The organism is Burkholderia sp. AU4i (assembly GCF_000466765.1).
GTDB lineage: Bacteria > Pseudomonadota > Gammaproteobacteria > Burkholderiales > Burkholderiaceae > Burkholderia > Burkholderia cepacia.
On the sequence record NZ_ASSI01000129.1, the window covers coordinates 1 to 15,447 of the forward strand.

At 71.7% G+C, this 15,447-nt stretch carries 6 protein-coding genes; 5 read left to right on the forward strand and 1 reads right to left on the reverse strand.

The features are described from left to right. The 3 genes from L810_RS27870 to L810_RS27880 form a co-directional block, all read left to right on the forward strand. Positions 1-1,018, forward strand: a 1,018-nt coding sequence (locus L810_RS27870) for an iron chelate uptake ABC transporter family permease subunit (protein WP_042976472.1), incomplete at its 5' end; no start/stop codon positions are given. Then, a complete protein-coding gene (gene fhuF / locus L810_RS27875) occupies positions 1,015-1,815 on the forward strand; it encodes a siderophore-iron reductase FhuF (RefSeq protein ID WP_021161645.1) in 801 nt (266 codons plus the stop codon). The genes L810_RS27870 and fhuF, both read left to right, overlap by 4 nt. Beyond that, positions 1,812-2,867 carry an ABC transporter substrate-binding protein gene (locus tag L810_RS27880; protein WP_021161646.1) on the forward strand — a complete coding sequence of 352 codons (1,056 nt, stop codon included), beginning with the start codon at positions 1,812-1,814 and terminating at the stop codon, positions 2,865-2,867. Before fhuF ends, L810_RS27880 begins: the two co-directional genes overlap by 4 nt. Positions 2,868-3,044: 177 nt before the next feature. On the opposite strand, the gene L810_RS27885 is transcribed toward L810_RS27880, so the two are convergent. Beyond that, positions 3,045-4,790, reverse strand: a complete 1,746-nt coding sequence (locus tag L810_RS27885; RefSeq protein ID WP_021161647.1) for a cyclic peptide export ABC transporter — start codon at positions 4,788-4,790, stop codon at positions 3,045-3,047. Between the two features lie 272 nt (positions 4,791-5,062). On the opposite strand from L810_RS27885, the gene L810_RS27890 reads away from it, so the two are divergent. After that, the gene (locus L810_RS27890) at positions 5,063-14,764 is read left to right on the forward strand and encodes a non-ribosomal peptide synthetase (RefSeq protein ID WP_042976475.1); all 9,702 of its coding nucleotides are present in this window, start codon (positions 5,063-5,065) and stop codon (positions 14,762-14,764) included. Between the two features lie 9 nt (positions 14,765-14,773). After that, positions 14,774-15,447 (forward strand): condensation domain-containing protein (locus L810_RS27895; RefSeq protein WP_042976477.1); only part of this gene is annotated, 674 nt, incomplete at its 3' end.

A 15,447-nucleotide genomic window follows, 5' to 3' on the forward strand; every position in this document is an offset into this window, starting at 1 on the left:
GACGCGGCTCGTCGGCTGGCTCGAGCGGCTCGGCTGGCCGCTGCGCACGGCGCTGTTCGTCGTGGCGGGCGTGCTGGCCGTGTTCGTCGGCGTGTCGGCCGGCCCCGAGTGGCTGTCGATCGGGCGCTGGTCCGCTGCGCTGTCCGGCCACGATGCGCTCGCGCGGATGCTGATCGACCTGCGCATGCCGCGGCTGCTGTGCGCGCTCCTCGCGGGCGCGCTGCTCGCAGTGAGCGGTGTCGCGATGCAAAGCGTCGTGCGCAATCCGCTCGCGGGCCCCGAAGTGCTCGGCGTCACGCAGGGTGCGGGGCTCGTCACGCTGTTCGCGTTGTCGACGTGGCCGCTGATGGGCCACGTGACGCTCGCGGCGGCCGCGCTGATCGGCGGCGGGCTGTCGCTCGCGATCACGCTCGCGCTGAATCACCGGCATCGCTATGCGCCGCTCGCGGTGGCGCTGACGGGCATCGTGATCGGCGCGTTGTGGACCACGCTCGCGCAATGGCTGATCACGCAGGAAAGCGTGCAGCCCGCGCGCTTCGTCGTGTGGCTCGTCGGCGGGACTTACGGCCGCAGCTGGGGCGAGGTGTCGATGCTGCTGCCGTGGTGCGTGCTCGCGGTGCCCGTGTTCGCATGGCTCGCGAAACCGCTCGACATGCTTGCGCTCGGCGACGACCAGGCGGCCGCGCTCGGCCTGCCGGTGGCCGTGCTGCGGCCGCTCGCGCTGACGATCGCGACGCTCGCCGCCTGTGCGGCCGTCGCGGCGGTCGGGCCGGTCGGCTTCATCGGGTTGATGGCGCCGCACGTCGCGACGATGCTCGGCGCGCGCCGGCACCGTACGCGGCTGTGGCTCGCGGCCGCGTGCGGCGCGCTGATCCTCGGTGTGGCGGATCTCGCGGCGCGCACGGTCGTCGCGCCGCGCGAAGTGCCGGCCGGCGTGCTGACCGCGCTGATCGGTGCGCCGTACCTGCTCGGGCTCCTGATCCTCGAGGGGCGCCGCGCCCGGCGCGCGGGGCGATGACGTTGCCGCTCGACGGCGCGCGCGCCACGCGTTTCTCGGCGTTCGCGCCCGAACCGTTCGCCGATCATCTCGACGTCGTCTGGCTCGGTCTGCCCGACGACGCGCACGCGCCGGGCCGCCTCGTCGTGCCGGTCAGCGCGTTGCCCGCGCACCGCGACATCGTGCTCGACGCGATGGTCCGCCATTACGGCGGCGATCCGGCGCAGCACGCGCGCGCGCTGATGTCGCAATGGAGCAAATACTATTTCGGCCGCGCGGCGCCGGCCGGCGTCGTCGCCGCGCTGACGCTCGGCCGGCCGCTCGACATGACACCCGAGCGCACGTTCGTCGCGCTCGACGACGGGATGCCCGCCGCGCTGTATTTCACGCACGATGCGCTCGGCGAACCCTGCGACGATCCGGCGCCACGCTATGCGGGGCTCGTCGCGCATCTCGGCGCGGTGATCGACCTGCTCGCGGCGATGGGGCGCGTCACGCCGCGCGTGCTGTGGAGCAACGCGGGCAACCTGCTCGACTATCTGCTCGAGACGTATCGTGCGCTGCCATGCGTGGCCGATCCGGTGCGCGACGCGGGCTGGCTGTTCGGTGCGACGTGCTTTGCGTGCGAGCCGAATCCGTTGCGCATGCCCGTGCGCGATGCGGTGCCGCGTTCGGCGCTGCTGCCGACGCCGTTCCGCGCGCGACGCGTGTGCTGCTTGCGCTATGAAATTCCTGGAGAAACGCAACTGTGTGGAAGCTGCCCCCTGCTACTGACGATGGACGACGCGGCGCTGGCCGAGCAGGACGCGATCCGGTGACGGATGCCGGCCGCCGGCACGCACTCGGCGCAATCGGCGCACTCGCGGCGCTCGGCGCCGCGTGTTGCGGCGCGCTGTCGGTCTCGTCCGGCGCTGTTGCCGCGGCCCTCGATGCACATCGCGCGCAGGGCGTGCGGGTGCCGGGTGCGCCGGGTGCGGTATCGCTGGCCGGCAATCCCGTCGTGTCGCAGGCGAGCGCGACGATGCCGGTGCGGCCGCAGCGCGTGGTCGCGCTCGACTTCATGTTCGCGGAAAGCGTGATCGCGCTCGACCTCGTGCCGGTCGGGATGGCCGATACGGCGTTCTATCCGGGCTGGCTCGGTTATCAAAGCGACCGGCTCGCCAGCGTGACCGACATCGGTTCGCGCCAGGAGCCGGGCCTCGAGGCGATTGCGGCGGTCAAGCCCGATCTCATCATCGGCGTCGGCTTCCGTCATGCGCCGATTTTCGATGCGCTCGACCGGATCGCGCCGACGATCCTGTTCCAGTTCAGCCCGAACGTGTCGGACGGCGGCGTGCCGGTGACGCAGCTCGACTGGATGCGGCAGATCTTCCGGACGATCGGTGGGGTCACGGGGCGCGACGCGCGCGCGCAGGCGGTCGATGCGCAACTCGATGCAGGCATCGCGCGCAATGCGGCGCGGCTCGCGACCGCGGGCAGGAAAGGCGAGCGCATCGCGCTGCTGCAGGATCTCGGCTTGCCCGACCGCTACTGGGCCTATACGGGCAACAGCACGTCGGCGGGCCTCGCGCGGGCGCTCGGGCTCGACCCGTGGCCGAAGAAACCGACGCGGGAAGGCACGCTGTACGTGACGTCGGCCGATCTGCTCAGGCAGCGCGAGCTGGCCGTGCTGTTCGTGACCGCATCGGGCATGGACGTGCCGTTGTCCGCGAAACTCGATTCGCCGGTGTGGCGTTTCGTCCCCGCGATGAAGGAACACCGGATCGCGCTGATCGAACGCAATATCTGGGGGTTCGGCGGGCCGATGTCGGCGCTGAAACTGGCCGACGTGATGACCGACACGATGCTGAAGCTGCCGGCCGTGCGTTGAGTGTGTGGCGGTCGATGCCGCCCGGGCGGGCAGGGTGTGACGGTAGACCGGGCTCGCGCTGAACGGCCGGAGTGTCGCGACGATCGCGCCGCGCGCCATCCACATTTCCTTCTGAAACGAACTTCGCCGGTGCGCTGCCATTGCAGCCCACCGGCGATTTTTTCATCGACTGCCGGATTACGCGCTCAGCGCGTCGACGCCATCCTGCGCACGTGACCGAGCGGGCATCGTGTCGCTGACGATGCGTCCGTTGTCGAGTTTCAACAAGCGGTCGGCGAGATCGAAGTAACGGTCGTCGTGCGTGATCACGATCACGGCCTTGCCGCGCGCACGCAGCTCGGGCAGCAGTTGTTCGTAGAACACGGCCTTGAACGACGGATCCTGGTCGGCCGCCCATTCGTCGAACAGGTAGAACGGCCGGTCCTCCAGGTACGCGACGACGAGGGCGAGCCGCTTGCGCTGCCCGGTCGACAGCGCGCGGGTCGAGAACGCGCCGTCGACCACCTTCACCTTGTGATCGAGCGCGAGCTTCGCGACGAGCGCGTTCGCGCGTGCATCGGCCTGCGCGCGGGACGGATCGTCGGGGTCGACGATGCCGAGCAGCGCATCGAACAGGTGGAAATCGTTGAACACCGCGCTGAAGCGCTGCCGATAGGCGGCGCGCTCGCGCCAGCCGATCGGGCGGCCGTCGACCTCGATCGTGCCTTCCTCCGGTTCGTAAAGCCCCGTCAGCACCTTCGCGAGCGTCGTCTTGCCGCTGCCGTTGCCGCCGACGATGAACACGAGCTCGCCCGGCCTGATCGTCAGGTCGATCGGCCCGATGCTGAACATCCGTTCGTCGCGTTCGTGGAAGTACGCATGCGTGACGCCGCGCAACGTGACGGCGCCGGCGGGCGGCACGTCTCGTGCTTCGGACGCGGGCGGCACCGTGCGCAGCGCGCCGAATTCGGCCATCACGCCTTCGATCCGCGTCAGCGACACGCGAGCCGCATTGACGGTCGGCAGGTTGTTCAGCAGGCCGTCGAGCGGCACGAGCATGAACAGGAACACGACGACGTAGCCGGCGGCCGCGGCCGGATCGGCGTGCACGCCGAGCTGCGGCCAGAACGACGCGACGCCGAGGAACGCATAGAACAGGAAGATGATCCAGCCGACGCCGACCGCGTACGCGCTGAATGCGCGGCGGCGGTGGTCGCGCACTTCGCCGATCGCGGCGCCGAGCTGGCCGTCGACGAACTGTCTTGCGCGTTCATCGTGCAGCTTCAGCTCCTTCGCGCCGGAAAACAGAGAGCCGAGATAACCGAACAGGCGGTCCTGCGCCTGGCCGGCCGCTTCGAGCGACGCGATCGCGCGGCGGTCGCCGGTGTGATAGCCGAGCGAGCCGGCGACGATCGCGGCCAGCGCCAGCAGGCACACCGGCCACGACAGCCACGCGAGATAACCGAGGCAGCCGAACACGATCGAGCCGTGCATGACCAGGTTCGGCAGCGCGAAGAACAGCATCGACACGTTGGTCGCGTCGTCGGTCAGCACCGACTGCACGGGCGCCGCGCCGATCCGCTCGATGTCGCGCAGCTCGGCCGCGCCGACGCGCCGCGCGAGATGCACGCGCAGCCGCGCCATCGTGTCCTGCGACAGGCGCGCGAACAGCGTGCCCGACACGATCCGGGTGACGAGCGCGATCACCGCGCACAGCGCGAAGCGCCATGCGAGCGACGCGTCGGCCGCGCCCGGCTGCGACAGCGCGCGGTTCAGCGTCGCGACGAGCAGCACGCTCGCGACGCCGTTCAGCACGCACGCGGTGAGCGCCAGCGCGAGCGACGCGCGGCTTTCGCGCAGCAGCGCGAGGATCAGCCGCGCCGCGGGGCGGGCGGGGGAGGCGTCGAGGGACGGCGGGGAAGAAGGCTCGTGGGCAGCTGTCATCGGCAACGTCGGTAAAGGGAAGGCAGGCGAATACGCCAAAACGGCAAATCTGGCGCGAAAGCGGCGGGCGAGGCGGGGCCCCGTTGCGGCTTTCCTCCCTGATAGACGAACGGGCCGCGCAAATATTTAGCCGCGCGTTCAAAAAAAGCGTCCGCCCGCACTTTGCGCACAAAACGGTAAAAAATCGGCCGCGCCGTTCGTCACACCAGTGAAGCCGCCCCAAGCGGCCCCGAGACTTGGCCGAAGCGGCCGGACCGAAGGATTTCACGCACATGACGAGTTTCCCGACTGCGCTGCATCACCGAATCCGCGAACTGGCGCGCCTCGCGCCCGACGCACCCGCAATCGCGGCACCTTTCCAGAACGGCTTGCGCCTGTCGCGCGGCGCGCTCGACGCGCGGGCGTCGCGGCTGGCCCGGCAACTGCGCGCGGCCGGTGTCGGCGCGGAAGTGCGGGTGGGCGTGTGCGTCGAGCGTTCGTGCGAACTGTTCGTCGCGCTGCTGGCCGTGCTGAAGGCGGGCGGCGTGTTCGTGCCGCTCGACCCGCGCCATCCGGCCGCGCGCCTCGACTGGATCGTCCGGGATGCGCAGCTGCGGCACGGCATCGTCGACGCGGCCGGCCGCGCGGCGCTCGGCACGCCATTCGAGCACGCGTTCGATGCGGCCGCCGAGGCAGCGGATGGTCAGGAGGTCGCCGAGGACGACGAAGCGGCGCCCGTCCACCCGCGTGCGGCCGTCTACATGATCTACACGTCGGGTTCGACCGGCACGCCGAAGGCGGTCGTCGTCGAACACGGGCCGCTGGCCGCGCACTGCGACGCGCTCGCGGCCGCGCTGCCGATCGAGGCCGGCGACCGCCTGCTGCATTTCGCGTCGGTCAATTTCGATGCCGCGCACGAGTGCTGGCTCGCACCACTCGCGACCGGTGCGAGCATCGTCGTCGCACCGCCGCAGCCGTTCGCGCCGGATGCCGCGCATGCGCTGATGGTGAGCGAAGCGGTCAACGTGGCGGCGTTCCCGCCCGCCTACCTGCGCGAATTCGCCGCGGTGGCCGCGCGCGACGGCGTGCCGCCGGCGCTGCGCGTGCTCGCGTTCGGTGGCGAAGCGCTGCCGCAGCAGGCGTTCGAATTCGTGCGCCGCACGTTCCCGTCGGTACGCCTGATCAACGGTTACGGGCCGACCGAGGCCGTGATTTCGCCGATGCTGTGGCCGGTCGAACCGGGCGAGACGCCCGCGCTGGCCGCCGACGATGCTTATGCGTCGTTGCCGATCGGCCGCGTGATCGGCCCGCGCGTTGCGCGCCTCGACGGCGTCGACAGCGACGGTGTGGGCGAATTGCTGCTGGGCGGTGTCTGCGTCGCGCGCGGCTATCACGGCCGCCCGGCGCTGACGGCCGAACGTTTCGTTCCGGATGCCGACGGCGAACCCGGTGCGCGCGTGTACCGTACCGGCGACCTCGCACGGCTGCGCGACGACGGCGCATTCGACTATCTCGGTCGCCTCGACGACCAGGTTCAGGTGCGCGGCGTGCGCGTGGAGCCGGCCGAAATCGCCGCGTGCCTGCGCTCGCATCCGGCCGTGGCCGACGCGGCCGTGGTCGCCGACACCGGCAACGGGCCGACGCGCCTGATCGCGTGCGTCGCACTGCGCGCGGCGGCCGACGATGCGGCGCTCAAGGCGCACGTGGCCGGGCAACTGCCGGCCGCATGGCAGCCGCACCGGTTCGTGCGCTGCGATGCGCTGCCGTACACGTTGAACGGCAAGATCGACCGTGCCGCGCTGCGCGAGAAGATTGCCGCCGCGCGCGACACGACGCAGGGTGGCGGCGACGCACCGCGCACGCCGACCGAACAGCAGCTCGCCGGCCTCTGGCAGACGCTGCTCGGCCTCGATGTCGCACCGTCGCGCGACGACCGCTTCTTCGCGCTGGGCGCCGATTCGCTCGCCGCGATGCAGTTGCAGGCCGCGATCCGGGCCGCGGTACGCGTGAACCTGCGGCTCGATACGCTGTTTGCCGATCCGGCGCTCGCCGAACTGGCCGAAGCGGTCGATCGTGCGGAACGCGAAACCGGCGAACCGCTGGCCGCGATCGCCGCGCGCCGTTTGACGACCGGTGAGGCCGATGCCGCCGCGGCATACGCGCCGTACGTCGATCGCGCCGCCTCGCTCGCGCAGCAACGTTTCTGGGTGCTCGCGCAAACGCGTGACGCGAGCGCCGCCTATCACATCGCCGCGCACTGGACGATCGACGGCACGCTCGATCGCGACGCGCTGCAACGCGCGCTCGATCACGTGATCGGCCGGCACGAGGCATGGCGCACGACGCTCGTCGACAACGAAGACGGCGTGGTGATGCAGCGGATTCATGCGCACCTGCCGGTGTCGATCGCCAGCGTCGACCTGCGCGACCAGCCGCCCGCCGCCCGCGACGCGCAAGCCGCGCGTCTTGCCGAGCGCGAGGCGGCCGAACCGTTCGACCTCGCGCGCGGCCCGCTGCTGCGCGCGACGCTGGTCGCGCTCGCGGACGACCGTCACCGCCTGATGCTGACCGCCCATCACGCCATCACCGACGGCTGGAGCTCGCGCTGCGCGTTCGACGAACTGTCGGCCGCCTATCGCGCGTATGCGGAAGGCCGCGCGCCGTCGCTGCCCGATCTGCCGATCCAGTACGCCGACTATGCGGACTGGCAACGCGACATGCTGGCCGGCGGCGAGGGTGAACGTCAGCTCGATTACTGGCGCGGCGCATTGCGCGACGTGCCGGGCCCGCTCGCGCTGCCGGTCGACCGCCAGCCGGGCGCGGCGCGCACGCTGCAAGGTGCGCGCGTGTCGGTGCGGCTGCCCGACGCGGTCGCGGCCGACGTGCGGCAACTCGCGCGCGACGCGCAGGCGACCGTCTTCACCGTGCTGCTGGCCGCGCTCGACGCGTGGCTGTCGCGCCTGACCGGCGCAACGGATGTCGTGGTCGCGGTACCGGTCGCGCATCGTCAGCGCCCCGAAACGCGTGCGCTGCTGGGCCTGTTCCTGAATACGGTCGCGCTGCGCGTGCGGGTGGCGCCGACGCTGCCGTTCCGCGCGCTCGTCGATGCGGCGCGCACGGCGGCGCTCGACGCGGTCGCCCACCAGGACGTGCCGTTCGAGCGTGTCGTCGACGCGGTGAAGCCGCCGGTCAAGCGCGGCGACGAATGGCTGCGCGTGAAATTCGCGCAGCAGTTCGACGCGCGGCACGACAGCGCGCTGCCGGGCGCGACGGCCGTTGCGACGCCGGGCCCCGATCTCGCCGCACGCTTCGACTACGCGGTGGATTTCACCGACGATGCGAACGGCATCGAACTGGTCGCGGCCTATGCGACCGACTGCATCGATGCGGACACCGCGCGTGCGTGGCTCCATAGCTACGCGGCGCTCGTCGGTGCCGCCGCGCGCGATCCGCACCAGACGACGGCCGTCCTGCCGTGCGACGCGTCGGCGGCTGCGCGCCAGCCGCGCGATGGCCGTGCGCTGCGCATCGAACATGCCGACATCGCCGCCGCGTTCGCGCGGCAGGCGGCCGCGTATCCGCATCGCGTCGCGCTTGCCGATGCGTCGGCGTCGCTGACGTTCGGCGAACTCGACGACGCATCGAACCGCATCGCACGCGCGCTGTCCGGGCGAGGCGTGGGCGCAGAAGTGCCGGTGATCGTCTGCATCGAACGCTCCGCGCGCTTCGTCGTCGGCCTGCTCGGCGCGCTGAAGGCCGGCGCGCTCGCCGTGCTGCTCGATCCCGCCCAGCCGGCCGCCCGGCTGGCCGCGGCGGCAGCCGACTGCGGCGCGCGCTGGGCGCTCGTCGCGGATACCGCGGCGTGGCCGGCCGGCATCGACGCACAGCCGCTCGACGTCGACACGCTCGCGCAGGACGCCACGCTCGCGCTCGCGGCCGGCGTGCGCGTCGCGCCGCACCCGGAACAGGGCGCTTACCTGATCTATACGTCGGGCTCGACCGGCACGCCGAAAGGCGTCGTCGTGTCGCACGGCGCGCTGGCCGACTACGTGCAGGGGATGCTCGACGAACTCGCGTTCGCACCGGACGCATCGTTCGCGATGGTATCGACCGTCGCGGCCGACCTCGGTCACACGACGCTGTTCGGCGCGCTGTGCGCGGGCCGCACGCTGCACCTGCTGCCGGCCGCGTGCGCGTTCGATCCGGACCTGTTCGCCGACGAGATGCGCCGCCGCGACGTCGGCGTGCTGAAGATCGTGCCGAGCCACCTGCAGGCGCTGCTCGACGCACGCGTGCCGGCCGACGTGCTGCCGCGCCATGCGCTCGTGACGGGCGGCGAAACGCTGACGTGGGCGCTCGTCGCGCGCCTGGCCGCGCTTGCGCCGGCCTGTCGCGTGATCAACCACTACGGGCCGACCGAAGCGACGGTCGGTGCGATCGCGTGCGATACGGCGTCGATTGCCGCGGATGCGCGCGATCCCGCGAGCGGCGTGCCGCTCGGCCTGCCGCTGCCGAATGCGCGCGCGCTGGTGCTCGACGCGTTCGGCGCGTGCGTGCCGGCCGGCGCGACGGGCGAGCTGTATCTGGGCGGGCCGGGCGTCGCGCGCGGCTACCTGGGGCGCCCGGCGCAGACCGCCGAGCGCTTCGTGCCCGATCCGTTTACGCCCGGCGCGCGGCTGTATCGCACGGGCGACCGTGTCCGGTTGCGCGCCGACGGCCGTCTCGCGTTCCTCGGCCGCATCGACGACCAGGTGAAGATTCGGGGCTACCGTGTCGAACCGGGCGAGGTGAGTGCGGCCGTGCGTGCGGCCGGTCCGGTCGCGCAGGCCGAAACGCTCGCGATCGAACACGATGGCCGCCTGCGGCTCGCGACGTTCGTCGTGATGCGCGACGGCGCGACCTTCGACGAGGCCGCCGTGCGCGCGGCGCTTGCCGCGAAGCTGCCCGACTACATGGTGCCCGCGCAGTTCGTCGCGCTCGCGCGCCTTCCCGTGACCGCGAACGGCAAGATCGATCGTGCCGCGTTGCGTGAACAGGCAGCCGCGCCGATCGCGACCGCGTCCGGCAATGCGCCGCAGGGCGCGGTCGAAACGGTGCTCGCCGAAGTCTGGCAGGCCGTGCTGAAGGCGCCGCAGGTCGGCCGCGACGACAACTTCTTCGAACTCGGCGGCGATTCGATCCTCGTGCTGCAGGTGATCGCCCGTGCTCGCAAGCGCGGCGTGCGCTTCACGCCGAAGCAGCTGTTCGACGGCCCGACGGTCGCCGAACTCGCACGCATCGCGAAGACGGAGGACGTGGCTGTCGCCGCCGCCGTCGCGCAGCCTGCGGCCGGATCTGCCGCCGGCGCACCGTTGACGGCGCAGGTCCTGACGCCCGCGCAGCAGCGCTTCTTCGCGCTCGATATCCCGCGCCCGGGCCACTGGAACCAGTCGGTCGCATTCGACGTGCGCGGGCCGTTCGACGCCGATGCGTTCGCGCGCGCCTTCGACGCATTGCTGACGCATCACGACGCATTCCGCCAGCGTTTCACACGCGGCGCGGACGGCACGTGGCACGCCAGCGATGCCGCCAAACCGTACGACGCACTGCCGTTCGCCGAAGTCGCCGCCCGCGACGAAGCCGACGCGCTCGCGCGCTTCGACGCGTTGCAGCGCCGCCTCGACCTCGGTCGCGGGCCGCTGGCCTGCGCATGCGCGGCACGCTTGCCGGACGGCTCGACGCAGCTCCATCTGGCGATTCACCATGCGATCGTCGACGGCGTGTCGTGGCGCATCCTGCTCGACGACCTGGACTCGGCCTATCGCGCGGCATGCGAACGCACGCCGATCTGGCTGTCGCAGCCGGGCCTGCGCGCGGATGCCTGGGCGTCGCGGCTTGCCCGTGCGGCGACGGAACCGGCATCGCCGTTCGCGGCCGAGGCGACGTACTGGGCCGGCATGGCGCAGGGTGACGACGTCGTGCCCGACCACCCCGACGCCACGGCGACGAACGCCGATGCTGCCGTCGTCGTGCAGACGATCGACGCGGCCTTGACCCGCGCGGCGCTGACCGATGCGCATGCCGCCTATCGCACGCAGACGATCGAATTGCTGGGTGCCGCGCTCGCACTGGCGCTGGCCGGCGCGAGCGGCGCCGCCTCGTGCCGTATCGAACTGGAAGGGCATGGCCGCGAGGCGCTGTTCGACGATGCCGATGCGAGCCGCACGATCGGCTGGCTGACGAGCCATTACCCGGTGACGCTGCCGGTCGCGGCCACCGCGCGCGACACGCTGTGCGCGGTCAAGGACACGTTGCGCGCTGTGCCGCACAAGGGGCTCGGCTTCGGCGTGCTCGCGCATTACGGCGATGCGGCGACGCGCGCGGTGCTGGCCGCCGTGCCGCGTCCGCGCGTCACGTTCAATTATCTCGGCCAGTTCGACGCACCGCGCGATGCCGTGCTCGTGCCGCGCTTCGGCGGCACCGGCGTCGAGCGCGATCCGCAAGGTCCGCTCGGCAATACGCTCGCGATCCACGCGTACCTCGATACGGATCGCGACGGCGCACGCACGCTGAAAGTGCACTGGGTCTACGGTGCACCGCAATTCGAGCGCACGACGATCGACGCATGTGCCGAGCGCTTCGCGGCGGCGCTGCGCGAGCTCGTCGACGCGTGTGCGTCACGCGTCGCGCATCGCGGCGCCGGCGCGACGCCGGGCGATTTCCCGCTCGCGCAGGCCGCCGGTCTCACGCAGGCCGCGATCGAACGCACGCCGCTCGACTGGCGCACGATCGACGACGTCTATCCGCTGTCGCCGATGCAGCAGGGCATCCTGTTCCATGCGCTGTTCGCCCCCGGTCACGCCAGCTACGTGAACCAGCTCGTCGCGACCGCGGCCGCGCTCGATGCCGACCGGCTCGTCGCCGCGTTCGAGGCGTCCGTCGCGCGCCACGACATCCTGCGCACGAGCGTGATGCCGGACGAAGCCGCGCCGCTGCAGTGCGTGCATCGCCATGCGCGGATGCCGGTCGAACAGCTCGACTGGCGCACGCGCGGCGACACGCTCGACGCCGATTTCGACGCATGGCTCGCGGCCGATCGCGCACGCGGCTTCGACTGGCGCGAGCCGCCGTTGATGCGTCTCACGCTGATCCGCGTGACCGACGACGCATGGCGCGTCGTGTGGACGCGTCACCACGTGCTGCTCGACGGCTGGAGCACCGCGCGCCTGCTGGCGGACGTGCTGCGCGACTACCGCGACCCGGACGCCGTATCGCCGTTCGCGAGCCGCCCGGCACTCCGGTATCGCGACTTCATCGCCTGGCTCGGCACGCGCGACCGCGACGCCGACGAACGCTTCTGGACCGAACGCCTCGCACGACTCGACGCCCCGACGCTGATCGCGGACCGCACGGCCGACCGTGCGGATGCCGACATGGTCACGTGGCGCGCGACGCTCGATGCCGACGCGATGACGCGTGTCGCGCAGACGGCACGGGCGCTGAAGCTGACCGTCAACACGCTGGTGCAGGGCGCGTGGGCGCTCGCGCTGCAGCGGATGACGCACCAGCCGGCCGTCGCGTTCGGCGCGACCGTCGCGGGCCGTCCCGACGCACTCGCGGACGTCGATGCGGTGCTCGGCCTCTTCATCAACACGGTGCCGGTGATCACCGCGCCGGCGCCGCAGCAACGCGCGGCCGACTGGCTGCAAGCGCTGCAACGCGACAACGCGGCGGCAGCCGAGCACGCGCACACGCCGCTTGCCGACATCCAGCGCTGGGCGCGCGGCGCGGGCGGCGCACTGTTCGACACGCTGGTCGTGTTCGAGAACTATCCGGTCGACGACACGGCCCGCGACGCCGATCCGCGCGCGCTGGTTTTGAGCGGCGTGCGCAGCATCGAAGCCACCGATTTCGCGCTGACGCTCGTGATCGAGAGCGGCGCCGAGCTGACGATCGACTACGGCTACGACACCGCGCGCGTCGATGCGCGGCAGGTCGAAACCTGGCACCGCGCGTTCGCCTGCGCACTCGATGCGCTGGCCCGCACGCCGGATGCGCTGCTCGGCACACTGTCGATCGCAGACGACGCCACCCGCGACGCACTGGCGCGGGCGCAGGACACCGCACGCACATGGCCGGTTTCGCAACGGCAGCCGCTGCACCTGCAATTCGCCGATGCGGCGCGGGCGACGCCCGACGCGATCGCGCTCGAATACGCGGACGTTCACGGCGGCGTGCATCGCGCGACCTATCGCGAGCTCGACGTCGGTACGTCGCGCATCGCGGCCGCGCTGCGCCGGCGCGGCGTGCGGCCCGATACGCCGGTCGCGCTGTGCGTCGAGCGTTCGTTCGACATGGTGATGGCGCTGGTCGGCGTGCTGAAGGCCGGCGCGGCCTACCTGCCGGTCGATCCCGACTATCCGGCCGAACGCATCGCGTATCTGCTGCGCGACGCGCGGCCGGCCGTCGCGATCACCCAGGCCCATCTGCGCGAGCAGGTCGAGGCGGCGCTGGGCGACGGTGCAACGACGCAGTTGCTGACGGTCGCGGACCTGCTGGTCGATGAAACCGTCGCTGAAACCGTCGACGAAACGGTCGACGACCCCGCCGGCGTGACCGCCGAGGTCGACGACGCACAGCTTGCCTACCTGATCTACACGTCCGGCTCGACCGGCAAGCCGAAGGGCGCCGGCAACACGCACGGCGCGCTCGCGAACCGGATCGCGTGGATGCAGCACGCGTACCGGCTGACGCGCGACGACGTCGTGCTGCACAAGACGCCGTTCGGCTTCGACGTGTCGGTGTGGGAATTCGTGTGGCCGCTGGCGATCGGCGCGAAGCTCGCGATCGCCGCGCCCGGCGACCATCGCGATCCGGCGCGTCTCGCGGCCGCGATCCATGCGCACGGCGTGACGGTGCTGCACTTCGTGCCGTCGATGCTCGCCGCGTTCGCCGCGCATCTCGACGATTTCGCGGCCGCCGCGCAATGCGACAGCGTGCGCCTGATCGTCGCGAGCGGCGAGGCGCTCGCGCCCGAACTCGTCGAGAAAATGGCACGGCTGCTGCCGCACGCAACGCTCGTCAACCTGTACGGGCCGACCGAGGCCGCGATCGACGTGTCGCACTGGACGTGCGGCCCCGACGACGCGCAGGCGGTCGCGGTGCCGATCGGCCATCCGATCGCGAACCTGCAGCTGCACGTGCTCGATGCCGCATTGCAGCCGGTGCCGGCCGGCGCGACCGGCGAACTGTATCTCGCGGGCGCGGGCCTCGCGCGCGGTTATCTCGGCCGTCCGGCGCTGACCGCCGAGCGCTTCGTGCCCGATCCGTTCGTCCCGGGCGCGCGCATGTACCGCACGGGCGACCTCGCGCGACGGCGTGCGGACGGTGCGCTCGATTACCTCGGCCGCGTCGATACGCAGGTCAAGCTGCGCGGCCAGCGGATCGAGCCGGGCGAGATCGAGGCGCTGCTGCGCGCGGCGCCCGGCGTGAACGATGCGGTCGTGATCGTGCGCGACGAGCAACTGGTCGGTTATGTCGCGCGCGGCGATGCTGCCCCGATCGACCGGGCGGCGCTGCTCGACACGCTGCGCGCGCACCTGCCGGCCTACATGGTGCCGTCGCAGCTGGTCGAACTCGACGCGTTGCCCGTCACGCCGAACGGCAAGTGCGACCGCCATGCGCTGCCCGCGCCGGTACGCGAGACGGCAGCCGAAGCGGCACTCGCGACCGACACGGAACGCGCGCTCGCCGGGATCTGGCAACGCGTGCTGCATGTGGACGCGATCGGCCGCGACGGCGATTTCTTCCTGCTCGGCGGCCATTCGCTGCTCGCGACGCAGGCCCATGCGCAGGCGAACCTTCACTGGGGGCTCGCGTTGCCGCTGCGCACGCTGTTCGACACGCGCACGCTGGCGCGTTGCGCGGAGGCGATCGACGCGGCCTGCGCGGCACGCGGCGCGACCGATGCGGCGAGCGCGATCGACGCGCTGCTCGGCGAACTGGAAACCCAATAAGGACGACGGATGACGAAGGTTCAACCCGACTGGCTGGCGCTCGCGACGCGTTTCGCGCAACTGCCCGACGCGCAGCGCGCGGTGTTCATCGACAAGCTCGGCGCGGCCGGCATCGATTTTCGCGTGCTGCCGATCCCGCCGCGCACGCCGCGCAGCGACCGCGTGCCGGCGTCGTTCGCGCAGACGCGGCTGTGGCTGCATGCGCGGCTGATCGATGCGCCCGACGCGTATCACATCACCGAGCGCCTGGCGCTGACGGGCCCGCTCGACGTGCACGCGTTGCGGCTTGCATGCGATGCGCTGATCGCGCGCCACGAGGCGCTGCGCACGACCTTCGACGAAGCGCCGGACGGCGTCGCGCAGACGATCCACGCGCCGCTGCGCTGCCCGTGGCGCGAAACCGATCTTGAAGCGCTGCCGGACGCGCAGCGCACGGCACGCGCCGAAGCGGTCGCGACGGCCGAGGAAGCCGAACCGTTCGATCTCGGCGTGGCGCCGCTCGTCCGCGCGCACCTGGTGCGCTTCGACGCGACGCATCACTGGCTCGCGCTGACCGTCCACCACATCGTGTCGGACGGCTGGTCGTCGGGTGTGATGCTGTTCGAGCTTGCGTCGTTCTATCGCGCCTATGCGTCGGGCGAACCGGTGCCGCTCGCGCCGCTGCCGATCCAGTACGCCGACTA

Excerpts from the sequence above, each read along its gene's own strand:
- fhuF (WP_021161645.1), top strand. The coding sequence starts at position 1,015 with ATGACGTTGCCGCTCGACGGCGCGCGCGCCACGCGTTTCTCGGCGTTC.
- L810_RS27885 (WP_021161647.1), bottom strand. The coding sequence starts at position 4,790 with ATGACAGCTGCCCACGAGCCTTCTTCCCCGCCGTCCCTCGACGCCTCC.
- L810_RS27890 (WP_042976475.1), top strand. The coding sequence starts at position 5,063 with ATGACGAGTTTCCCGACTGCGCTGCATCACCGAATCCGCGAACTGGCG.